24 protein-coding genes are annotated in these 22,543 nt (G+C 59.8%); 5 read left to right on the forward strand and 19 right to left on the reverse strand.

Features of this window, described 5'->3' with window-relative positions; translation table 11 throughout:
• The first annotated feature begins 21 nt into the window (after positions 1-21).
• The 5 genes from AYR66_RS02835 (at position 22) to AYR66_RS02855 (ending at position 5,653) form a co-directional block, all read left to right on the forward strand.
• The gene (locus tag AYR66_RS02835) at positions 22-726 is read left to right on the forward strand and encodes a histidine phosphatase family protein (protein WP_170942043.1); all 705 of its coding nucleotides are present in this window, start codon (positions 22-24) and stop codon (positions 724-726) included.
• Between the two features lie 87 nt (positions 727-813).
• Positions 814-1,872 carry a phosphotransferase family protein gene (locus tag AYR66_RS02840; protein WP_088706259.1) on the forward strand — a complete coding sequence of 353 codons (1,059 nt, stop codon included), beginning with the start codon at positions 814-816 and terminating at the stop codon, positions 1,870-1,872.
• A gap of 23 nt (positions 1,873-1,895) precedes the next feature.
• Entirely contained in the window at positions 1,896-3,158 is a 1,263-nt protein-coding gene (locus tag AYR66_RS02845) for an acyl-CoA dehydrogenase family protein (RefSeq protein WP_088706260.1), read from the forward strand.
• Between the two features lie 64 nt (positions 3,159-3,222).
• Positions 3,223-3,915 carry a glutathione binding-like protein gene (locus tag AYR66_RS02850; protein ID WP_088706261.1) on the forward strand — a complete coding sequence of 231 codons (693 nt, stop codon included), beginning with the start codon at positions 3,223-3,225 and terminating at the stop codon, positions 3,913-3,915.
• 397 nt (positions 3,916-4,312) lie between these two features.
• A complete protein-coding gene (locus AYR66_RS02855) occupies positions 4,313-5,653 on the forward strand; it encodes an MFS transporter (RefSeq protein ID WP_206047262.1) in 1,341 nt (446 codons plus the stop codon).
• Between the two features lie 97 nt (positions 5,654-5,750).
• On the opposite strand, the gene AYR66_RS02860 is transcribed toward AYR66_RS02855, so the two are convergent.
• The 19 genes from AYR66_RS02860 to AYR66_RS02950 form a co-directional block, all read right to left on the reverse strand.
• Complete coding sequence (locus AYR66_RS02860) at positions 5,751-6,206, reverse strand: MaoC family dehydratase (RefSeq protein WP_088706263.1); 456 nt, start codon at positions 6,204-6,206, stop codon at positions 5,751-5,753.
• Positions 6,207-6,225: 19 nt separating this feature from the next.
• On the reverse strand, positions 6,226-6,684 hold the full coding sequence (locus AYR66_RS02865) for a MaoC family dehydratase (protein WP_088706264.1): 459 nt from the start codon (positions 6,682-6,684) through the stop codon (positions 6,226-6,228).
• 19 nt (positions 6,685-6,703) lie between these two features.
• The gene (locus AYR66_RS02870; RefSeq protein WP_088706265.1) at positions 6,704-7,843 is read right to left on the reverse strand and encodes an acyl-CoA dehydrogenase family protein; all 1,140 of its coding nucleotides are present in this window, start codon (positions 7,841-7,843) and stop codon (positions 6,704-6,706) included.
• Positions 7,844-7,856: 13 nt separating this feature from the next.
• A complete protein-coding gene (locus AYR66_RS02875; RefSeq protein WP_088706266.1) occupies positions 7,857-9,053 on the reverse strand; it encodes an acyl-CoA dehydrogenase family protein in 1,197 nt (398 codons plus the stop codon).
• Between the two features lie 136 nt (positions 9,054-9,189).
• On the reverse strand, positions 9,190-9,609 hold the full coding sequence (locus tag AYR66_RS02880) for a DUF1178 family protein (RefSeq protein WP_088706267.1): 420 nt from the start codon (positions 9,607-9,609) through the stop codon (positions 9,190-9,192).
• A 117-nt stretch (positions 9,610-9,726) separates the two neighbouring features.
• Positions 9,727-10,011, reverse strand: coding sequence for a hypothetical protein (locus AYR66_RS28170; protein WP_141104008.1), 285 nt, complete (start codon positions 10,009-10,011; stop codon positions 9,727-9,729).
• A gap of 394 nt (positions 10,012-10,405) precedes the next feature.
• On the reverse strand, positions 10,406-11,410 hold the full coding sequence (gene lipA / locus AYR66_RS02890) for a lipoyl synthase (RefSeq protein ID WP_088706269.1): 1,005 nt from the start codon (positions 11,408-11,410) through the stop codon (positions 10,406-10,408).
• Positions 11,411-11,413: 3 nt separating this feature from the next.
• Positions 11,414-12,538 (reverse strand): glycine cleavage system aminomethyltransferase GcvT, encoded by a 1,125-nt coding sequence (gene gcvT, locus AYR66_RS02895; protein ID WP_206047032.1) that lies wholly within the window; start codon positions 12,536-12,538, stop codon positions 11,414-11,416.
• Between the two features lie 35 nt (positions 12,539-12,573).
• Positions 12,574-13,953, reverse strand: a complete 1,380-nt coding sequence (locus AYR66_RS02900) for an L-serine ammonia-lyase (RefSeq protein WP_088706271.1) — start codon at positions 13,951-13,953, stop codon at positions 12,574-12,576.
• An 89-nt stretch (positions 13,954-14,042) separates the two neighbouring features.
• Positions 14,043-16,910: an aminomethyl-transferring glycine dehydrogenase gene (gcvP, locus tag AYR66_RS02905; protein WP_088706272.1), complete on the reverse strand. Its 2,868-nt coding sequence runs from the start codon at positions 16,908-16,910 to the stop codon at positions 14,043-14,045.
• A gap of 64 nt (positions 16,911-16,974) precedes the next feature.
• Positions 16,975-17,355 carry a glycine cleavage system protein GcvH gene (gene gcvH / locus AYR66_RS02910; RefSeq protein WP_088706273.1) on the reverse strand — a complete coding sequence of 127 codons (381 nt, stop codon included), beginning with the start codon at positions 17,353-17,355 and terminating at the stop codon, positions 16,975-16,977.
• A 545-nt stretch (positions 17,356-17,900) separates the two neighbouring features.
• The gene (locus tag AYR66_RS02915; RefSeq protein ID WP_088706274.1) at positions 17,901-18,623 is read right to left on the reverse strand and encodes a DUF4145 domain-containing protein; all 723 of its coding nucleotides are present in this window, start codon (positions 18,621-18,623) and stop codon (positions 17,901-17,903) included.
• A gap of 205 nt (positions 18,624-18,828) precedes the next feature.
• Entirely contained in the window at positions 18,829-19,050 is a 222-nt protein-coding gene (locus tag AYR66_RS02920) for a hypothetical protein (protein ID WP_088706275.1), read from the reverse strand.
• 76 nt (positions 19,051-19,126) lie between these two features.
• On the reverse strand, positions 19,127-19,651 hold the full coding sequence (locus tag AYR66_RS29265) for a hypothetical protein (protein ID WP_206047033.1): 525 nt from the start codon (positions 19,649-19,651) through the stop codon (positions 19,127-19,129).
• Positions 19,652-20,143, reverse strand: a complete 492-nt coding sequence (locus tag AYR66_RS02930) for a glycoside hydrolase family 108 protein (protein ID WP_088706276.1) — start codon at positions 20,141-20,143, stop codon at positions 19,652-19,654. It lies immediately after the preceding gene.
• Positions 20,144-20,155: 12 nt separating this feature from the next.
• Entirely contained in the window at positions 20,156-20,410 is a 255-nt protein-coding gene (locus AYR66_RS02935) for a hypothetical protein (protein ID WP_141104009.1), read from the reverse strand.
• Positions 20,411-20,522: 112 nt separating this feature from the next.
• A complete protein-coding gene (locus AYR66_RS02940) occupies positions 20,523-21,026 on the reverse strand; it encodes a hypothetical protein (protein ID WP_088706278.1) in 504 nt (167 codons plus the stop codon).
• Positions 21,027-21,029: 3 nt separating this feature from the next.
• Positions 21,030-21,494 (reverse strand): DUF4376 domain-containing protein, encoded by a 465-nt coding sequence (locus AYR66_RS02945; protein ID WP_088706279.1) that lies wholly within the window; start codon positions 21,492-21,494, stop codon positions 21,030-21,032.
• Between the two features lie 8 nt (positions 21,495-21,502).
• Positions 21,503-22,543, reverse strand: coding sequence for a hypothetical protein (locus tag AYR66_RS02950; protein WP_088706280.1), 1,041 nt, complete (start codon positions 22,541-22,543; stop codon positions 21,503-21,505).

Raw genomic sequence — 22,543 nt, forward strand, 5'->3', positions numbered from 1 at the left:
AAAAAGAAAGCCGCAATACAAATGACCGAACACAAGAGACGGCGCGTCTACTTGATGCGCCATGGCAGCGTCACCTATTTCGACGACCAGGGAAAACCCTTCCTCCCGGAGCAGGTTCCACTCAACGAACTCGGCCGCGCGCAAGCGACGGCAGCAGGCAAGGTCTTCGCACAGGCGGGCCTGAAGTTTGACCGCGTGATCGTTTCCGGCCTGCCCCGCACCGTCGAGACAGCGACTCGAGTACTTGCCGAAACCGGCCAGCAGATCGAACTCGAACGCTGGCAAGACATGGAAGAACTGCGCGGCGGCAAACTGTCGGCCATCCCGGATGAAAGCTTGCGCGAAGCCTTCGTCGGCGCCTTCGACGGCCTGGTGCCGGAAGAGCAGCAATTCCTCGGCGGCGAAACCATTGGCCAGCTGATGGACCGCATCCATCCCTGCATCGACCGGCTGCGCGAGGACAAGTCCTGGGACACCGTCCTGCTGGTCCTGCACGGCGGCGTCAACCGCGCCATCCTCTCCTACGCGCTGACCAACCAGCGGCTCTTCCTCGGCAACCTCGCCCAGACTGCCGGCTGCATCAACGCAATCGATGTCGGCGATGCGCAGTCCGACTGGGTGGTACGCATCGTCAACTACTCGCCGATCTCGGAACTCCAGGGCGAAACGCGCCACACCACGATGGAAGTCCTGCTGGATCAGTACAAGAAATCACGGGGCCTGTAAGCCCCGCCCCAGGAATCGCACGACCGTACGTTTTTCTGTTGTAGAATGTGGCGATAACCATTTCGCTCGTTTCGCAAAGGAGACAAGATGTTCGAAGAATTCATGGGCACACGTCCGGTATCCGACCGCCAGAAGTTCGATGTCGGCGCCATGCAGGACTACATGCGCAAGCACGTCGAGGGCTTCAGCGGCGAGCTGGCTGTTGAGCAGTTCAACGGCGGCCAGTCGAACCCGACCTTCAAGCTGACCGCGGACGGCAAGAGCTACGTGCTGCGCACCAAGCCCGGCCCGGCCGCCAAGCTGCTTGCCTCCGCCCATGCGATCGACCGCGAATTCCGCGTGATGGACGCGCTCAACAAGGCCGGCTTCCCGGCTGCCAAGCAGTACGCGCTCTGCCTCGATGAATCGATCATCGGCCGTGCGTTCTACATCATGGAATTCGTGCAGGGCCGTGTCCTGTGGGACCAGTCCATGCCCGGCATGACGCCGGCCGAGCGCGCCGCGCACTACGACGAAATGAACCGCGTCATTTCGCAGCTGCACACCATCGATTACGCCGCCATCGGCCTGGCCGACTACGGCAAGCCGGGCAACTATTTCGTCCGCCAGATCGACCGCTGGACCAAGCAATACAAGGCATCCGAGACCGAGAAGATCGAGGCGATGGACAAGCTGATCGAATGGCTCCCCGGCAATATCCCGCCTGGCGACGACACCAGCATCGTCCACGGCGACTACCGCCTCGACAACATGATTTTCCACCCCACCGAGCCGCGCGTGCTCGCCGTGCTGGACTGGGAACTGTCGACGCTGGGTCATCCGCTCGCCGACTTCTCCTACCACTGCATGAGCTGGCATATCGCGCCCGGCCAGTTCCGCGGCATCGGCGGCCTCGACCTGAAATCACTCGGCATCCCATCGGAAGAGGAATACATCGCGAAATACTGCGAGCGCACCGGCAAGACCATCCGCAAGGAAGATTTCAACTTCTACCTCGCCTACAACATGTTCCGCATGGCGGGCATCCTGCAAGGCATCATGAAGCGTTACGTCGATGGCACTGCATCGAGCGAGCAGGCACTGAAGGCCGGCAAGTCGGCGCGCCCGATGGCTGAAATGGGCTGGAAATACGCATCCGGGGGATAAACCCTAGAAAACGAGGAGACAACATGGAATTCGAATACTCAGACCGCTGCAAGCAACTCCAGGAAAAGCTGCTGCGTTTCATGGATGAGCATGTCTATCCGAATGAGAAGTCTTTTGAAGCGGAGGTCGACCGCAACGGCCGCGAAAAAGGCAACCGCTGGATCCCGACGCAGATCGTCGAAGACCTGAAGCCGAAGGCACGCGCCGAGGGCCTGTGGAACCTGTTCCTGCCGAAGTCGGCCCGCGCGCCGGAAGGCCTGTCCAACCTCGACTACGCGCCGCTGTGCGAAATCATGGGCCGCGTGCCCTGGGCGCCCGAAGTGTTCAACTGCTCCGCCCCTGACACCGGCAACATGGAGACCATCGAACGCTACGGCACAGAAGAGCACAAGCGCCAGTGGCTGGAGCCGCTGCTGCGCGGAGAAATCCGCTCCGCCTTCGCGATGACTGAGCCGGCCGTCGCCTCCTCCGACGCCACCAACATCGAGACGCGCATCCAGCGCGACGGCGACGAGTACGTCATCAATGGCCGCAAGTGGTGGATCTCGGGTGCCGGCGATCCGCGCTGCAAGGTGTTCATCCTGATGGGCAAGACGGATCCGGATGCGCCGCGCCACGCGCAGCAATCAATGATCCTTGTCCCCGTCGATACCAAGGGCGTCACCATCAAGCGTCCCCTGTCGGTGTTCGGTTACGACGATGCGCCGCACGGCCATTGCGAAATCCTGTACGAAAATGTGCGTGTGCCCGCGTCGAACATCCTGCTCGGCGAAGGCCGCGGTTTCGAAATCGCCCAGGGCCGCCTCGGCCCAGGCCGCATCCACCATTGCATGCGTTCCATCGGCGTCGCGGAGCGTGCACTCGAACTGATGTGCAAGCGGCTGAATGAGCGCGTCGCCTTCGGCAAGCGCATTTCCGAGCAAAGCATCTGGCACGAGCGCATCGCGGAATCGCGCATCATGATCGACACCGCGCGCCTGCTCACGCTGAAGGCCGCCTACATGATGGATACAGTCGGCAACAAGCATGCGAAGGCCGAAATCGCGATGATCAAAGTGCTGGCGCCCAACGTCACGCAGAAGGTGCTCGACTGGGCCATCCAGGCCTATGGCGCGGGCGGCGTCTGCGACGACTTCCCGCTCGCGGGCCAGTGGGCAGGCAACCGCACCCTGCGCCTGGCCGACGGCCCGGACGAAGTGCACCGCAACGCCATCGCCAAGCTGGAGCTGGCCAAGCACATCCCGATGCCGAAGAAGGACCTCGAACTGCCGATCACACGCTCCTGAGCATCGAAAACAAAACCGCTGCATAATCATGCAGCGGTTTTGATTCCAGTCCAGGAGAACAATAATGATCGACGTTTACTCGGCCGCCACGCCCAACGGCCACAAGATCCACATCATGCTCGAGGAATGCGGTTTCCCCTACCGGGTCCACTACGTCAACATCCGCGAGGGGGACCAGTTCAAGCCCGACTTCCTCGCGATTTCCCCCAACAACAAGATTCCCGCCATCGTCGATGCCGATGGTCCCGACGGCAAGCCGATCTCGCTGTTCGAATCCGGCGCGATCCTCGTTTACCTCGCCAGCAAGGCCGGAAAATTCCTCGGCAAGACCGACCGTGAGAAATTCACGACGCTGCAATGGCTGATGTTCCAGATGGGCGGTGTCGGCCCGATGCTCGGACAAACGCACCACTTCCGCGTCTACGCGCCCGAAAAGATCGACTACGCAGTCAACCGCTACACGAATGAAGCGAAGCGCCTGTACGGTGTGATCGATACGCAACTGTCGAAGCACGCCTACCTTGCCGGCGACGAATACACGATCGCCGACATCGCCACCTTCCCGTGGCTGCGCTCATCGAAGAACCAGGGCATCGATTGGGACGATTACCCGAACGCGAAGCGCTGGTTCGACGAGATCGCCGCACGCCCCGCAGTCGTGCGTGGCGTGCAGGTGCTGGCATCGGACAGCAAGCCGATCACCGACGAGAAGTCGCGCGAAATGCTGTTCGGCGCGACGCAGTACAAGCGTCACTAAGGATAAAAAAACCGGGGCGCAGGTCTCGCGCCCCTGCTTTCTGTTTCGCACTCATGGTGCCGGCGCCGCATCCCGCCTCACGTCATTAACCGGCACCGCTGACAACGTCACCTTTGCCGCCTCCCGCCGGAGTTGGACGCCGGCATCCGTTTCGAACACGCTTTCCATCTAGTTAATACCCGAGGCAGTTGCCCCCATCTTCATCCAAACGCATTTGCCTGAGCGCCGATGTGGCCGTGGATTGTGAACATTTCCTCTTGCAGACGTGCGGCAGAGTTTTTATAATTGATTCGTATTGTACAACCAAGGTGTACATTGTACAACCACACTGCTCGGTGGCTTAATTTGTGAGCCCCGCCCGCAACGCAACGACCAGGAGAGTACCGTGCAGCACGCGATGGAGACTTTACCGACACCGCTGGAGGTGTCGACGATGCGAAAGGTAACGCTTCGTCTCGTTCCCTTTCTGATGCTGTGCTATTTCTTTGCCCTGCTCGACCGCGTCAATGTCGGGTTCGCATCACTGGAAATGAACAAAGACCTCGGCCTTTCGGCTGCAGTTTTCGGATTGGGCAGCAGCTTGTTCTTCGTGTCCTACTTCTTCTTCGAAGTACCCAGCAATCTCGCGCTGGAAAAGTTTGGCGCAAGGCGATGGATCGCCCGAATCATGGTTACCTGGGGCATCGTCTCCGCATGCATGGCACTGGTAGTCGGCCCGTACTCTTTTTACGGCATGCGCTTGATCCTCGGCGCGGCGGAAGCTGGCTTCTTCCCGGGCGTGCTCTTGTTCCTGACGTACTGGTTTCCCGCCGCTTACCGCGCGCGGATTGTCGCCACATTCATGGTGTCGATCCCGGTGGCCAGTTTCGTCGGCTCGCCGATCTCCGGCCTCCTGCTCGGACTGGATGGCCTTTGGGGTATGAAGGGCTGGCAGTGGCTATTCATTATTGAGGGCGTGCCGACCGTCCTCCTGGGTACGATGTGCTTCTTCTTTTTGACGGATCGCCCGGCAAATGCCAAATGGCTGACCGCGGAGGAGCGCGAGTGGATCACGACGCGCTTGCAGCATGACGTGAAAAAGGAGAAGACGAGCAGCGGTCATCTCTCCATGTGGCAGCTGTTCCGCAACAAGCATTTCCTCATCATGGCCATGGTTTGCGCAGGCGCTTCGGCAACAGGAAGCAGCCTGTCGATCTGGCAGCCGCAGCTGATCAAGTCGTTTGGCCTGACCAACTTCGAAACAGGATTGATCAACTCGATCCCCTATGGCGTGGCTTCAATCCTGATGATCCTGTGGGGCCGCCACTCCGACCGTACCGGTGAGCGTCGCTGGCATACGGCGCTGGCGCTTCTCCTGATCGCATGCGGGCTGGGATCACTGTTTTTTGCCAAGTCCATGCTGGCTGCCACCATCTTTGCACTAAGCGCGGTGCTTATCGGCGCCTATTCCTTTAAAGGCCCGTTCTGGGCGCTTTCGTCCGGATGGCTCGCCCCTTCGACGGCGGCAGCCGGCCTGGCCGGTATCAATGCCATCGCCAATCTGGCAGGCGGCGGCGCAATTTCCCTGGTTGGCGTCATCAAGGAAGCGACCGGAAGTTATGGAATCGCCATGCTGCCGCTGGTCGCCCTGACAACCATCGGCGCCATGTGCGTCCTGTACATCAGCCGGCCGCAGCGCGCCGGCGCGGCAGTCAGGACGACGGCGGAGACATCGCAAGGAGAGCGATCCGCCGCTTGATCATTTCGACGGCGAGGTTGACTGAACAACGCGAATTGCCGCGATAAAAAAAACCTCCGCCCCTTTGAAGGTGGCGGAGGTTTTCATTTCCTGAAGCTTATTCGTAGCGCCGCACAATCGACTCCGCCACGCACACCGGCTTGTCGCCGCCTTCGCGTTCCATCGTCACCAGCCAGCTGACCTGCACGCCGCCCTCGATGTCTTCCACATCCTTCAGCGTCATGCGCCCGCGCACCTTGCTGCCGACCGGCACCGGTGCGGGAAAGCGCACCTTGTTCAGCCCGTAGTTCACGCTCAGCTTTGCTTCCGGCATCGATATGGCACTCTGCACGATCATCGGCAGCAGCGACAGCGTCAGGAATCCATGCGCGATCGTCGTGCCGTACGGCGACTCCTTCTTGCTGCGCTCGACGTCGAGATGGATCCATTGATGGTCGCCGGTCGCTTCGGCGAACTGGTTGACCCGTTCCTGGTTGACGGTAAACCAGTCGGTGACCGCGACTTCCTGGCCGACCAGCTCCCTCAGCTCCTGCACTGATGCGATATGCCGCATGTTGTCTCCTGTCTGTTTTCTAGTTTTGCGGGCGGCGCCCGAACATGCCCATGCCCTTGATGGTCGCCACCACCTCTCCGTGCTGGTTCTTCGCCTCCCACAGCGTGACGACGACACCCCGGTTCGGCTTGCTTCCGGACGGCCTGACTTCGAGCGCGGTGGTCGTTACGTGCAAGGTATCACCGCCGCGCACGGGCTTGATCCAGCGGATCTCGTCTACACCCGGCGAACCAAGGCTGGCCGCCTGGTTGAGGAAGCCGTCGACCATCAGCCGCATTATCATCCCGCAGGTATGCCACCCGCTGGCGATGATGCCGCCGTACATCGACTTTCCCGCCGCGACCTTGTCGATGTGAAAAGGCTGGGGGTCATACTTCGTTGCGAACTCGATGATCTCTTCTTCTGTTACGGTCAGCGTTCCAACCTCGATGGTCTTGCCAGGCTCGAAATCTTCAAAGTACCACTTCACCTGCGACATATATGCCCCCTTTCGGACGTCAGGCTGCCTTGCGGAAGCCGGGCAGCGAGGCGAACCGGGCCAGGTGGTGGTCAGTATCGCCCAGCGTCAGTTCGATCATGGTCAGGCGCTTGAAATGGTGCGCCGCCGGCAGTTCATTGGTCACACCCATGCCGCCGTGCAATTGCACCGCCTGCTGGCCGACGTATTTCAATGCCTGCCCCACGCGCGCCTTGGCAGCGGACACGTTGCGGCGGCGTTCGTTCGCGTCCGGCGACGAGACCTTGACCGCGGCCAGCGTGGCCATCGAACGCGCCTGTTCCGCCTGCATGAACATTTCCGCCATGCGGTGCTGCAGCGCCTGGAACTTCCCGATCGGCACGCCGAACTGCTGGCGGGTCTTCAGGTATTCGAGCGTCGCACCATTGAGCGCATCCATGGCGCCGACCGCTTCTGCGCACAGCAGTGCGCAGCCGTAATCGGCAGCGGCATCGAGGATCTCCCAGCCCGCTCCTGCCTTGCCCAGCAGCGCCGATGCAGGAACCCGCACATTAGCGAACGTGATGTCAGCAGCATGCTGGCAATCGATCGTGCGATAGTCCTTGCGGGTCACGCCGGCAGCATCGCCGTCAACGAGGAACAGGGACACGCCTTCGGTATCGCGCTGGCCCCCGGAAGTGCGCGCGGACACGATGATCTTGTCCGCTTGCGCGCCGTGGATCACGACGGTCTTGGTGCCATTGAGGACGTAACCGTCGCTGTCTGCCTTCGCCGTCGCGGCGATGTCGAACAGTTCGTGGCGCGACTGTTTTTCACCGAGTGCGGCCGCCAGCTTCAGCCCGCCGCCTGCAACCTGCTCCAGCAGCTCGTCATGCCCGCCCGCCAGCTTCAGGAATTGCACGCCGAGCACGGTGGCGAAGTACGGCTCGATGACGATGCCGCGTCCCAGTTCCTGCATCACGACCATCATGTCGACGGCGGAGCCGTTGAAGCCTCCCTGCTCTTCAGGAACCGGCAATGCGGTCATGCCCAGCTCGGCCAACGTGGCCCAAGCTTCGTCGGAGACGCCTTTTTCAGAATGCACGATCTTATTGCGATGCTCGAAGGTGTAATCCTTGTCGATGAAGCGGCGCAGCGCATCGCGGAATTGTTGCTGCTCGGGGGTGTAGTTGAAGTCCATTATTGTCTCCGCCTCACAGTCCCAGGATCATCTGGGAGATGATGTTTTTCTGAATTTCGTTGGAACCGCCGTAGATCGATGTCTTGCGGAAGTTGAAGTAGTACGGCGCCAGCGGTGCGGCATCGTCGTCCTGCGTGACGCTGTGCTCGTGCTCGCCTTCCAGGTAGGCCGGATCGAAAGGCATTGCATACGGGCCCGCGGCTTCGACCATCAGTTCGGTCAGCGCCTGCTGCACTTCCGTGCCCTTCACCTTCAGCATCGACGCTTCCGGTCCCGGGCCGCGCTTGGCGCTTTCCTGTGACAGCACGCGCAGTACGGTCATTTCGAGTGCCATGATCTCGATTTCCAGGCTGGCGACCTTGGCCGCGTAGACCGGATCTTCCAGCAGCGGCCTGCCCCCCTTCATCTGCTTGCCGGCGAGACGCTTCAGGAACACCAGCTCGCGCTTGGCGCGGCCGACAGCGGCAATGTTGGTGCGCTCGTGGCCGAGCAGGTATTTCGCGTAGGTCCAGCCCTTGTTTTCCTCGCCGATCAGGTTCTGCACCGGCACCTTCACGTTGTCGAAGAAGACTTCGTTCACCTCATGCTCTTCATCGAGCATGATGATCGGACGCACCGTAATGCCCGGCGTATGCATGTCGATCAGGAGGAAGGAAATGCCTTCCTGCTTGCGCGCATTCGGATCGGTGCGCACGAGGCAGAAGATCATGTCGGCATGCTGCGCCAGCGTGGTCCAGGTTTTCTGGCCGTTGACGATGTAATAGTCACCGTCGCGCTCGGCGCGGGTCTTCAGCGATGCGAGGTCGGAGCCGGATCCCGGTTCGGAGTAGCCCTGGCACCACCAGTCGTCGCAGTTGAGGATGCGCGGGAGGTAATGGCGCTTCTGCGCTTCGTTGCCGAAGGCCATGATGACCGGGGCAACCATGTTCACGCCGAACGGCAGGATCGCCGGCGTACCGGCGTGCGCGCATTCTTCTTCCCAGATGTGGCGCTGCACCGGCGTCCACCCCGTGCCGCCGTATTCGACCGGCCATCCTGTGCCGACCCATCCCTGCTTGGCGACGATCTTGTGCCAGCGGACGAAGTCTTCCTTCGACAGGCGCTTGTGGTTGAGTACCTTTTGCTGCAGATCTTTGGGGAGGTTCGCTTCGAGGAAGGCGCGAACCGTGTCGCGGAAGGCCAAATCTTCCGCCGTGTAGTTCAAATCCATGCTGTCTCCTAGTTGTCCCGGCTTAATAGCACGACCGTTCGAAAACGATTATACAGCGGATTTTTCCGATATGTGTCGAATTAAAAATAGCGGAAAATCAAGCGTGGACAACTTGTCAACGCGGAGTGGCGAGAACCTACTGGAGAGGCTGCTTCAGGGCGTCGGAAATGGGAAGCGGAAGAACGTCGATGCCTTCCTCGGAAAGCGCAGCAAATTCCTGAGCCGACGCGACACCGCGAATGGCGCGGTCCGGTGCTTCGTTGTAATGAATGCGGCGGGCTTCTTCCGCAAAGCGCTCGCCGACGTCTTCAGTGTTGGCAACGATCTTGCGAACCATTTGCAGGAATTGCTTCTGCACCTGCTCCACCTCGGACTTGGCCGCCTGCATACCTGACAGGCTCAGGTGCGGTGCCGACGGCAGCTTCTTTATGGCATGGCTTTCACACACGGGGCATCCGATCTGGTGTGCTTCATTCTGGGACTTGAAATCTTCTTCCGAAGAAAACCAGCCTTCGAAGCGGTGATCGTGCTCGCAGATGAGGTTATAGACTTTCATGCCGTGGTGCGGATGGAGGGGAAGCGCGTGTTACATGGCAAACCATGCTTGCATTCTACTTCCTTCCTGCTCTATCCGCTCGGCACAACTCCATGACGCGCCGCGGCAAGGGAGGGATTATTGCTTGAATTCGAATTGCTGCTGGCCGTGGTCCAGCAGGCCTGGAAGGCGCTGCGCCAACAGCACGGCCTTGGCACGCCGGCGTGCGGAATGCGCCTCCAGCACTCCAGTGAGGCGCCGGACGTTTTCCTTTATTTCAACAACCTGCTCCGCCTTGGCAAGCCGCACGAGATTGCGCAGGTTTTCACGAAAAAGGTGTCGTTGCCGCGCAGGCGCATCTAGGCCAAGCGTGGCTGCGATCAGGTTGTCGATGACATCGTCGGTATCAAGCTTTCTTTTCATGGCCTGGCGCTAACTCGTGGTGGGGAGAAAAGGTAATTTTCTGAGCTGCAAGTATGCGGAATTTGCGGTGGGGAATGATTGAGAAATCTCAACGCACATGTAAGAAGGTGTAACGAGAAAGCATCATGTAAGAAACACCAAAAAAAATGCCCGCACGCTGGCGGGCAAGTACTTCCTGGGAGGCTTAAGGGGCCGAGTTCATCCTACATTTCCCGGTTCCCGCCACATTTGCGATTACGCAATGATCTTTGCAGGCAAAACCTCGGTGTTGATCCTTGTCATAAGTTATCCACGGCAACTGTGAAGAACCTTGTTGATAACACTGTTGATAGTGCTCCATCCTCCTGATTTAAAAGGAGAAACTTCGGGGGCGATTCCAATAGGCAACGAAGCGTTACTCTTTCGGAATCGCCTTGAATTCGCCCTTCGCCTGCAAGTCCGCGTGATAGGAGGAGCGCACCATCGGACCGGACGCGACATGCGTGAACCCCATCTTCTCGCCGGTCACGCGCAATTGCTCGAATTCTTCCGGCGTGACATAGCGCGCCACCGGCAAGTGGTGCGCGCTGGGCTGCAGGTATTGCCCAAGGGTCAACATGTTGATGCCATGTGCCCGCATATCGCGCATGACCGCTTCCACCTCTTCCAACGTCTCGCCCAGCCCAAGCATCAAACCCGACTTGGTCGGCACCGACGGGTGCTGTTGCTTGACCTGCTCGAGTAAGTCGAGTGACGTGTCGTAGTCAGCCCCAGGACGCGCCTGCTTGTAGAGGCGCGGCACCGTTTCCAGGTTGTGGTTGAAGACGTCAGGCGGCGTCTGACCCAGGATCTCGAGCGCCTTGTCCACCCTGCCGCGGAAATCCGGCGTCAGGATTTCGATGACGATGCCCGGATTGATGCGGCGGGCCTCGGTAATGCAGGCGGCGAAGTGTGCGGCGCCGCCATCGCGCAGGTCGTCGCGGTCCACCGATGTGATCACCACGTATTTGAGCCCCATGGCACGGATAGTCTCCGCCATGTTCTTCGGCTCGTCGGGATCGAGGGGATTCGGGCGTCCGTGGCCGACGTCGCAGAACGGGCAGCGGCGGGTGCAGATGTCGCCCATGATCATGAACGTCGCCGTGCCGCTCTTGAAGCATTCGCCAAGGTTCGGGCAGTTCGCTTCCTCGCACACGGTATGCAGCTTGTTCTCGCGCAGGACCGCCTTCAGCCGCTGCACTTCGCGCGATCCGGTGAATTCCGAGCGAATCCATTTCGGCTTGCGCAGGTACTGAGAGGGCTCGGTCGGAACGACCTTGATCGGAATGCGCGCCATCTTCTCCGCGCCGCGCAGTTTCTCGCCAGCCTTCACGCTTCGCTGCTCAGGCTGGTCACCCGTCGTGGCCTTCGTGTCGCTCATGGCTCAGCCGCGGTAGTAGCGTTGCGGTGTGAACGGCGTCTTTGCCACTTCCACCGGAACAGGCTTGCCGCGCACGATCGCCTGCAGCGCGGTGCCGAGCTTCGCATGTGCGGTTTCCACATAGCCCATCGCAATCGGGCCGCCCACGGTCGGCCCGAAGCCGCCGCTGGTCACCTTGCCAATGACTCTGCCCTCGGCATCCACAAGGTCCGCGCCTTCACGCACCGGCATCCGGTCCTTGACCAGCAAGCCGACGCGCTTGCGTGCAACACCCTCAGCCAGGTTGCGCAGGATGACGTCCGCGCCGGGATAGCCACCGGGACGCGCGCCATCCGCACGACGCGCCTTGGACAGCGCCCACCCGAGGCTGGCCTCGACCGGCGTCGTGCCGGTGTCCATGTCGTGGCCGTACAGGCACAGTCCCGCTTCGAGGCGCAGCGAATCACGCGCACCGAGGCCGATCGGCGCCACTTCTGGCTGCGCGAGCAGCAGGCGCGCCAGCTCCTCTGCCTTGTCATTCGGCACGGAAATTTCGAAACCATCCTCGCCCGTGTAACCGGAGCGGCTGATGAAGCACTCGGCACCAACGAGGGTCACCTTCCCCGTATTCATGAAAACCATCCGCGCGGTCTCGGGAGCCAGGCGCGCCATCACGGCGCCGGCTGCCGGGCCTTGCAGTGCCAGCAATGCGCGGTCGGAAAGTTCCTCCACCTTGCAGCGGCTTCCTATTTGCTTCTTGAGATGTTCCACGTCCTGCTGCTTGCAAGCGGCGTTGACAACGACGAACAGATGGTCGCCGCCATTGGACACCATCAGGTCGTCCATAATGCCGCCCTGCTCGTTCGTGAACATTGCATAGCGCTGCATGTTGACCGGCAGGTCGACGATATCGACCGGCATCAGCGATTCAAGTGCAGCCGCTGCATCGGGGCCGGACAAGCGGACCTGGCCCATGTGCGAGACGTCGAACAGGCCAGCCTGGGTACGGGTATGCGCATGCTCCTTCAGCACGCCGGTCGGGTACTGCACCGGCATTTCGTAACCGGCAAACGGAACCATGCGCGCGCCGAGTTCGACATGCAGGTTGTACAGCGGCGTACGGGAAAGTGCTTGCGTGGCTTCCATCATTCCATTCCTTTTTTATTGAATCGCTACAGATCGAATCAGCACTCGATCACATTGACCGCGAGCCCTCCGCGCGCAGTCTCCTTGTACTTGATCTTCATGTCGGCACCGGTCTCGCGCATGGTCTTGATGACCTTGTCCAGCGAAACGAAATGGTGCCCGTCGCCGCGCAGCGCCATCCGTGCGGCATTGATTGCCTTGATCGAACCCATTGCATTGCGCTCGATGCAGGGTACCTGCACCAGTCCCCCAATCGGATCGCAGGTCAGGCCGAGGTTGTGTTCCATGCCGATTTCAGCGGCGTTTTCCACCTGCGCCGGCGTGCCGCCCATGACTTCCGCAAGCGCACCTGCGGCCATCGAACACGCGACGCCGACCTCGCCCTGGCAGCCTACTTCCGCCCCCGAAATAGACGCATTTTCCTTGTACAGGATACCAATGGCCGCAGCGGTCAGCAGGAAGCGGATAACCCCCTCCTCGCTCGCGCCCGGAACAAAGCGATGGTAGTAATGCAGCACCGCCGGAACGATGCCCGCAGCGCCGTTCGTCGGCGCGGTCACCACGCGCCCGCCCGCCGCATTCTCCTCATTGACGGCCAGCGCATACAGGTTCACCCAGTCCAGGGTCGTCAGCGGATCGCGCAAGTTGGCCTCCGGCTGGCTGGACAGCTTGCGATAGAGTTCGGCCGCGCGGCGGTTCACCTTCAAACCGCCGGGCAAGGTGCCCTCCTTCTCGCATCCACGCTTGACGCACTCCTGCATCACCTGCCAGATCCTGAGCAAGCCGCGCCGGGTTTCTTCCTCGGGACGCCAGGCCTTTTCGTTCTCCAGCATCAGCTGGCTGATGCTCATGCCCTTGTCACGGCAAGCGGCAAGCAGCTGTTCCGCACTCTTGAACGGAAACTGAACCTGCGTGGTATCCGGCACGATACGATCCGCGCCGACAGCATCTTCATTCACCACGAAGCCGCCGCCAACGGAGTAATAGACCTTGTTCGCGATTTCGGCGCCGCTGCTATCGAACGCAGTGAAACGCATCCCGTTGGGATGGTGCGGCAGCGACTGCCGCTTGTAGAGCAGCAGGTGTTCGCTCTCGATGAACGGCACCGGGGCTTCGCCCAGCAGGGCGATGTGCTTCTCGCTCCTCACCTGCGCAAGCTTTGCATCGATCGTTTCGGTATTGACCAGGTCGGGCGCCTCGCCCAGCAGGCCGAGAATGACCGCCTTGTCGCTGCCGTGCCCCTTGCCCGTCGCACCCAGCGAACCGTAGAGCTCCGCCTTGACCTGCGCAACCTCGTTGAGGCGACCAGCTTCCTTCAGGCCGCTGACGAACTGCAGCGCGGCACGCATCGGGCCCACGGTATGCGAACTCGACGGCCCGATGCCAATCTTGAACAACTCGAAAACACTGATGGCCATGTCACCGCCTTTGCCACCGGCCGGAAAGCGCGGCGGCGTATACCGTTCAAAACCAGGCTGCCGCAACTCGCACGGCAGCCCATCCGGTTTTACTCGTAGTCCGACATCGGCGGGCAGGAGCAGACCAGGTTGCGGTCACCGTAGACGTTGTCGACGCGACCGACCGGCGGCCAGTACTTGTTACCGCGCAGCGAAGCAACCGGGAAGGCCGCCAGTTCGCGCGTGTACTTGCGGTTCCACTCGCCGGAAATGATGTCCGACGCAGTGTGCGGTGCATAACGCAGCACGCTCTCTTCCGCGGTCATCTCGCCATTTTCGACGGCGCGGATTTCCTTGCGGATCGCAATCATCGCGTCGCAGAAGCGGTCAAGCTCGTCCTTGGCCTCGCTTTCCGTCGGCTCGATCATGAGCGTACCCGGAACCGGGAAGGACATGGTCGGCGCATGGAAACCGTAGTCCATCAAGCGCTTGGCCACATCATCCACGGTCACGCCGGTCGCATCCTTCAGCGGACGCAAGTCGACGATGCACTCGTGCGCGACGATGCCGTTCTCGCCCGCGTACAGGATCGGGTAATGCGGCGCCAGGCGCTTGGCGATGTAATTGGCGTTCAGGATTGCTACCTGGCTCGCTTCCTTCAATCCCTGGCGGCCCATCAGCTTGATGTAGGTCCAGCTGATCGGCAGGATGCTGGCGCTGCCCCAAGGCGCGGCCGAAACCGGTGCGACATGGTTTTCCATGGCGCGATGGCCAGGCAGGAAAGGCGCGAGGTGCGACTTCACCGCAACCGGACCGACACCCGGTCCGCCACCGCCGTGCGGAATGCAGAAGGTCTTGTGCAGGTTCAGGTGCGATACGTCGCCGCCGAACTTGCCGGGTGAGCACAGGCCGACCATCGCATTCATGTTCGCGCCGTCGATATACACCTGGCCGCCGTGCGAATGCACGATTTCGCAGATTTCACGCACCGCTTCCTCGAACACACCGTGTGTCGACGGATAGGTAATCATGATCGCTGCGAGGTCGTTCGCATGCTTCTCGGCCTTCGCCTTCAGGTCTGCAACGTCCACGTTGCCGCGCTCGTCGCAAGCGACGACCACGACCTGCATGCCGGCCATCTGCGCGGTAGCCGGATTGGTGCCATGCGCTGAACTGGGGATCAGGCAGACATTGCGGTGCGCTTCACCGCGGCTCTTGTGATAGGAGCGGATTGCCAGCAAGCCGGCATATTCGCCTTGCGAACCGGCGTTCGGCTGCAGCGAGACGGCGTCGTAGCCGGTGCAGGCAGCAAGCATCTGCTCGAGTTCGTTGATCAGCTGCTGGTAGCCCTGCGCCTGGTCGAGCGGTGCGAATGGATGAATGTTGCCGAATTCCTTCCAGGTGACCGGAATCATCTCGGTCGTCGCATTCAGCTTCATCGTGCACGAACCGAGCGGAATCATCGTGCGGTCGAGCGCCAGGTCCTTGTCGGCCAGCGCGCGCAGGTAGCGCAGCATCTGGGTCTCGGAATGGTGGCTGTTGTAGACCGGATGGGTCAGGTATGCGCTGGTACGCGCGAGCGCGGACGGAATGCGATCGATCGCATCCACTTCGCAGGTAGCGAAGGAAGGCGCCGGCTTCGCGCCGGCAAAGACTGTCCAGAGCGCTTCGACATCTTCACGCGTCGTCGTCTCGTCGACGGAAACGCCAATGGTAGTCGCATCAACTTCGCGCAGATTGATCGAGCGGCTGCGTGCAGCAGCGTGGATTTCCTGGGTGCGCGCGCCAGTGCGGACGATAAACGTGTCAAAGAAAGACACCGTAGGCACGTCAAAGTCCAGCTTGCGCAAGCCTTCGACCAGGGTCGTGGCGACGCGATGCACGCGCTGCGCGATCGTCTTCAGCCCTTGCGGACCGTGGTACACGGCATACATGCTCGCGATGTTGGCCAGCAGGACCTGCGCTGTGCAGATGTTGCTGGTTGCCTTCTCGCGGCGGATATGCTGCTCGCGCGTCTGCATCGCGAGGCGGTACGCCTTGTCGCCGTGGCTGTCAATAGACACGCCCACGACGCGGCCAGGCATCACGCGCTTGTTTTCATCCTTGGTCGCAAAGTAGGCAGCGTGCGGGCCGCCGTATCCGAGCGGCACGCCGAAACGCTGCGCCGAACCGATGGCCACATCCGCGCCGAATTCGCCGGGCGGCGTGAGGACGGTCAGGGCCAGCAGGTCCGCTGCAACGACCACCAGCGCATTCTTGGCATGCGCCTTCGCCACGGTATCGGCGTAGTCGTTGATCTCGCCGTTCAGTGCCGGGTACTGCAGCAGGACGCCGAAGCATTCGGCATTGTCGAGGTCCTTGCGATGATCGCCGACGACAACTTCCACGCCGATCGGCTCGGCGCGCGTGCGCACCACATCGATGGTCTGCGGGAAGCAATCCTGCGACACGAAGAATACCTTGCTCTTGCTCTTCGACAGACGCTGGCAGAAGGTCATGGCTTCGGCCGCCGCCGTCGCTTCATCGAGCAGCGACGCATTGGCGATCGACAGGCCGGTCAGGTCGGAAATCATGGTCTGGAAGTTCAGCAGTGCTTCCAGGCGGCCCTGCGAAATTTCGGGCTGGTAAGGCGTGTACGCGGTGTACCAGGCCGGGTTTTCGAGCAGGTTGCGCAGGATGACGGTCGGCGTGTAGGTGTTGTAGTACCCCATGCCGATGTACGACTTGAACACCTTGTTCTTCGATGCGATCTTCTGCAGCTCGTCGAGCACTTCCGGCTCGCTGCGCGCGCCGTCCAGGTTCAGCGGGGTTTCGGAGTGAATCGCGTCGGGAATCACTTTCCGGATGAAGGCATCCATCGACTCGAAGCCCAGCGTTTCCAGCATGGCCTTCCTATCGCCCTCGCCGGGACCGATATGCCTGTCGATGAAATCCGTGTGCTGCTGCAAATCCTCGAAGGCAGCCCGTTTCTGAACCATGGTTTCCTCTCAATACTTGAAAAATCGGTGTGCCGCGCGGGGGCGCGGCGCGGTCGCGGACAGATCAGCCCTGCGACTCGACGAAAGCCTTGTAGCCTGCCTCGTCCATGAGACCGTCCAGGTCGCTCGCCTGGCTGACCTTGAATTTGAAGAACCAGCCTGCGCCCATCGGGTCTTCATTGACCTTGCCCGGCTCGTCGGCCAGCGTACCGTTCACTTCGGTGACGACGCCTGCTACCGGCATGTTGATCTCACCCGCAGCCTTCACGGATTCGATGACCGCAGCCTCGTCACCCTTGGCGAGTTCCTTGCCGGCTTCCGGAAGCTGAACGAATACGAGGTCGCCGAGATGATCCTGGGCGTAATCGGTGATGCCAACCGTAACCAGACCATCCTCCTCAATGCGCAGCCATTCATGTTCCTGCGTGTACTTGGTCTTGCTCATCTTCTTATCTCCAAAAAATTGATTGAACAGAATGCCGTCGGCAATAGGGAAAAACGATGGGCTGCTACGGAAATGCGCGGTTTAGCCAATGGCGCAACCTCAGCCGTAGCAGTTTATTCATGCGGCAAAATTTTAGAGGGTTCCATGTCTTTATTGTGCTCAATACACCCGCCAAAACATTTAACTTTTTAAATTTTTGCAGATGCTTTGATTATTTATGAAAATTCGACCGCGGAATTTTTCATTGCCGAAAGCGCAAAATGCATCCGCATTTTGGGATCGAAAAGACAAGGAAAAGCCAGCCAAGGACAAGTGTGCCCATGTATGACACATGGACAGGAATGGATGTTCCAGAGGGAAGTAAGGATGTGTGGTGACTTGGTGCCCGAGACCGGAAACCGAATTCCTTAATAATCAATGACCTTGCATGAAGATTCGTAGATCTTTCGTAGGCGCATGGAAACTTCCAAATGTGAAATGCGTCGAAATGCGAGAGGTTTCGGGATTCGGTGCGGTTCCCATATAAACAGGTACTAGGTATACCTCTAAGGCGCGCTCTTCAATGGAGGCGGGGCAGAAATCGCTCCAGCCGCTTTTACACCCGCCTTTGCTTGAGCTGCTGCAATTACTTTTTGCATGTGTTGTTCACGCTCGTAGCGATGGACATACCACTCCTCCAAAAGGACCTCGATCAGGCCGATCAGCAATTCGGCTTCATCCGGGTCGACATCTACAACAATGTTGATGTCCTTTTCCATATGCGCGCCGATATTCCCAATCTTTCTCACTGCATCGATTGCATCCCATGTAACGGAATCAATTTTTCCCGATAGTGCATCAATTTCGTCAACTAGGCGGGCCTTCTTGATATTCCAAAAATCACGGATGATGCCTTGCAGGCAACGCCGGGATAACGTAGCGGACGCTTTAGGACTAAGCGATGCAATCTTGCACGCTTCTTCATAGTCTTGACGAATTGCCTCCGGAATATAAGCGGGGAAAGATTTCGCTTTTGAGTCCGGCTTCAGACTCCATGTGAGCAACGGGGAGCCGACGACTGATCTGTTGGGGGCGTACTTTATTCGGTATAGCGCAGCTTCAATTGTATATTCCTTGCAATCTCCATTCGGGCAGACAATTACGCTCGTATGAATGCCCAGATCCCCTTCTTTGTTGTCGCAATTAAAATAATGAATGTTGCCACTGCGATTGGCGTCGATAATCGTTGCGTTTTGTTTGCAATAAGGACACGTCCACACATTTGCCATGGCTCACTCTTTCTAGATAGCCCAAAAGGCAGACTGTACTATACTTTCTCTCGATCCCCCCTTAGTTCAAGGGATAGAATCCCGCACCAGCACTGGCTTAGCGCCGACCCCGTATCACTCCCGTATCACTCGAATTTCTCAGCAACAAAATGAGTTGCTTCGCTTTTCCCTACGAGTAACCACCAGGCGCGACAATGGATTGCCGTCAGCGCTTGTCGGGAGAGCCCGTATGCAAGTGCGCGGCCGAGTTCCGGCGAGGATCTCCGCCAACCCGGCGCTCCTCGCGTGATGCCTCGACCAGCTCGATCTCGCCATAACGCGCCCTGGCATCGGCTTCGGTGAGCTTGTACCGCGTCACCGCTTTCCGCTTGCGGACTGGATCGAAGTAGCGGACGAAGTAGACGATTTCAATGCGCTCGGGATCCATGGCGAAATACTGTATAAAAGATCAGTATAGTAGCGCCACGAAACCCCGCAGGCAATCAGGAAGATCGTGCCGGCGCTCACCTTGCGCCGCTCCCTTGCGCCAGCATTCGCGTCTTGTTCTGCGAGTCCGAGCTGGACCCGTAGTAGAAATTGACCACCGCGCCCCAAGCTGCGCCGAGCGCACCGAGCATGATGAGCAGCGCCTGGTTCTCGGACGTCTTGAGCATGCCGCTCATCATGCCGAGCAGAATGCCGAAAAACCCGACCGTGATCAGGATTGCCAGCGCGCCAGGGATTCGGCTGCTGGTCGTCATTTGCATGGTCCGAGCACTGGCGCGATCGTCGGCCGCAATCTTCTCCAGGGCCTGCACGTTCTGGAAGCCCAGCTCCTGCATGCGGACCGCGAACTCGGAATCCGCCTTTTTAAGTGCGAGCATCTGCTCCGGCGTCGCGCCCGACAGCGCCTGCTTTAAGGCGGCCTCCGTCTTGTCAGGCAGGCCGAACGCGTCCGCGATTGCGGAGACGGCCATCCCTCCCAGCGGCCCGCCGAGAGCGGTGCCGATCCATGGCGCAACGGCCGAGACAATGCTTTTCCATTCCATTTATGCATCCTCCGCTTGATACCGCAAATTGCCGGCGACTCGACGCGCCCACCCCTTGCCGAACTCCGGCCAGGTGGACAGCTTGGTGTAGAACTCCAGCCGCTCCGCGTTGAAGCGCGACAGGACGTCCGTGATGCTCATTGCCTTGAGCGCGGCCAGGGAGACCGGCCCGAAGTGACCATCATCGGCGACGCCGATCGCGCGCTGCAGGAACCGGACGGCCGTCTCGATTCCATGGTTGTAGGCCGCATCGAACACCTGGAACCCGATCGCGCCGTCATACTGGTCCGCCTGGACGCGATCCCAATACGCCGCCTTGGCAATCTCCCGCGCCTTTTCCCGGCTGAGCGTGCGCATCGGTCCGGAATAACCGTGCGCACGCGCAACCCTTGCCGTCACGCCGAACATCGTTTCCCCGCCGGGATCGGACGGATGGTTCACATATCCGCCCTCATGCCCGATCAGGCGATCAAATGCCTGGTTGAAATCCATTCCCGCTCTCTCCTATTTAGACGGCCAGTTGCCGTGCAGGATCTGCCACATCATCAAGCCAAATCCATAGAGCGCCGTGCCGGCGGCAGCGATGCCGCCGAGCCACTTCGCCCCGGTCCCGATCCAGCCAAGCACGCGGAACCCGCCCTTGACCGCGTTGAACACTTCCAGAAATTCCCTGGTGTCCGCCTTGAGTTCCTCGGTCAACCTGGTGTTTTTCTGGATCTCGGCCGTATTGGCATTGATGCCGGCCTCCAGCTTGTTCATACGCTCAGTGCCATTGCGAAATGACTGTGCGACGTAGTTTTTCCAATCATCTTCGGTCCTCGGCATATCGTCCCCCTGCAGCTGCTCTACCACATAGCCCCCCGTTGCCTATTTATGTTTGCCCAGCAGGTATGGCCCCGCCGCTCAGCCCTCGGTGATCGGAGTGGTCGACGCGCCGGATCCACCTGCTGCCAGGCAGGCGCTCGCAGATGCGCGCAAAACTGTTTGGATTGAAGCGCCAGGCTTCAGAGAGGCCGCCGGCCGTGCCGACCGCTTCATTGCAAAACCACTTTCGAATAGCCTGCCGAAACGGTGCCGACGTCGCCAGCAAGCCGACCAGGTCATAGCCATCGCCCCTGTGATCGGCAAACCAGCGCAGCGCGTCCTCGCCTGACATGGCCGGGACGTCGAGCAGGTCCCAGTGCTCCGGATCCAAGGTCATCACCTTTTTGCGCACGCCCCCGTCCATGTAGGAGGACGACCAGCAAAGCACGGCTCCGGTCATGCCGCTTCCAAGCTCGAAGACCGCCTCGCAGTGCGAGTAAGGTCCCGATGTCCACCAGGACACAAACCTGTTAAACAGGCGACTCTTACCCCGGTAAAAGGCGATCAACATGACTCATCCTCCATAGATCGACGGCCAGCCGGCACTAAAGTCGTAAGTAGCGGGGTTCGCTGCCGCCTCCATTGCCGCCTTGTGCTGCTCGGCCTTGGCGAAAACCGCCTGATCGTGTGCCGCCACCGCTTGGAAGATCTGCGCTGCGAGCGCCGGCGTCATCGCAATGAAGGAGCCGTCCATCGTCTTCCACTGCAGGCCGGCGGGAATATTCGCCCCCATCATCACGAGGCCGATCTGCTGGATCCGACTCGTATCGTCCGAGTGGAACCACTTGTCACCCACCCTCACGCCGCCAACCTTGCGCCTGTCGCGCTCCTCCTTGATCCGCTCCCACACGACCTGCGATGCCACTTCTGCAGCGCGAGCAATACGCGCCTCAATCTCGGCATTCTCGTCCGGAGTAGCGTCACGTTCCTTTTGCACCTTTTCAACCGCGTCCCAATAGCAAACTTTGTGGGTCATCATTTCACCTGTCAGGTATTGTTGTAGCCGTAGATGCGGATCTTCCCCGTCGCCGCGAAGTTATTCCCGCTACCCCAAAAGAAGCGGACTCCTGAGATTACATTTGCCGCTGGATACGCCGTATGAGCACCATTCAAAACAAATGTTGGAGTCCCGGCGTTTTGCCAAATCACCTTTCCCCCTAGCACCTTCAGGCTTGCCGCATCGTTGGCGTTCAATATTTGTAGAGCAAAACTACACCCTTTTCCTGTCGAGACGACCGATGCCCCACTCGTCAGGACTACGCCTGTAGTAGCTGCAGAAATTGCACCTCCTGCCTCACCACTTTGGTTGTAGTAGTTCGAACCGGCATCAGCAGCACCTGCAACGGCAAATCGAAGTTGAAGCGAGTCGCTAGCCGCCGGCAAAATTCCTTGCCCGAGAATCAGGTAATTGTCGTATGCCGCCGTAAAGACATTTAGTGCGTCAACGTTTGCAGCTGCAGTTGGCGTAAGCACTGCGAGCGGAGATGAAAGGCCATTCTGCGCGGAATCACCCTTGTCTCCCTTTGCGGTGAAATATGCAACGAGAGGATCTCCATTAACGAATGGATTTGCAGCGCTCGACGCCACCGGAGCAACCGTGATGTTCTTGTAGCCGGCCGGAGATGCAATCGACGAGACACTGAAAATCAACCACTTCGTTGCATCCGTAGCCTTTACCAATCGAATGAAGCCCTTGATTGTGCTGGTCGAGTCGTCCCATGTATCAATCACGCTAGTCCACGTCGAGCCATCAGATCCCGCGACGTCGAGGCGAATTACTGTCGATGTGTTTTGCGTCGCGCTGCTCAGTCGCAGCTTTCCCGCGCCGGGATCTGCGTCGCTAGTGGTCGAATCAAACGTATACGGAATAGTCATCGCACCACCTGCAACCATCGCAGTTATGGCCGCGGCCAAGGCATTTGCCTCGGTCACAAAGGTCGGCAGCGCGGCCAGGAGGCCGTCAGCAAGTGCGGCAAAGGTCGAAGGATTCGATGTGCTAGGCGGTGTCGGAAGCGACGTAATCGGCAT

The organism is Noviherbaspirillum denitrificans (assembly GCF_002211445.1).
Taxonomy (GTDB): domain Bacteria; phylum Pseudomonadota; class Gammaproteobacteria; order Burkholderiales; family Burkholderiaceae_D; genus Noviherbaspirillum; species Noviherbaspirillum denitrificans.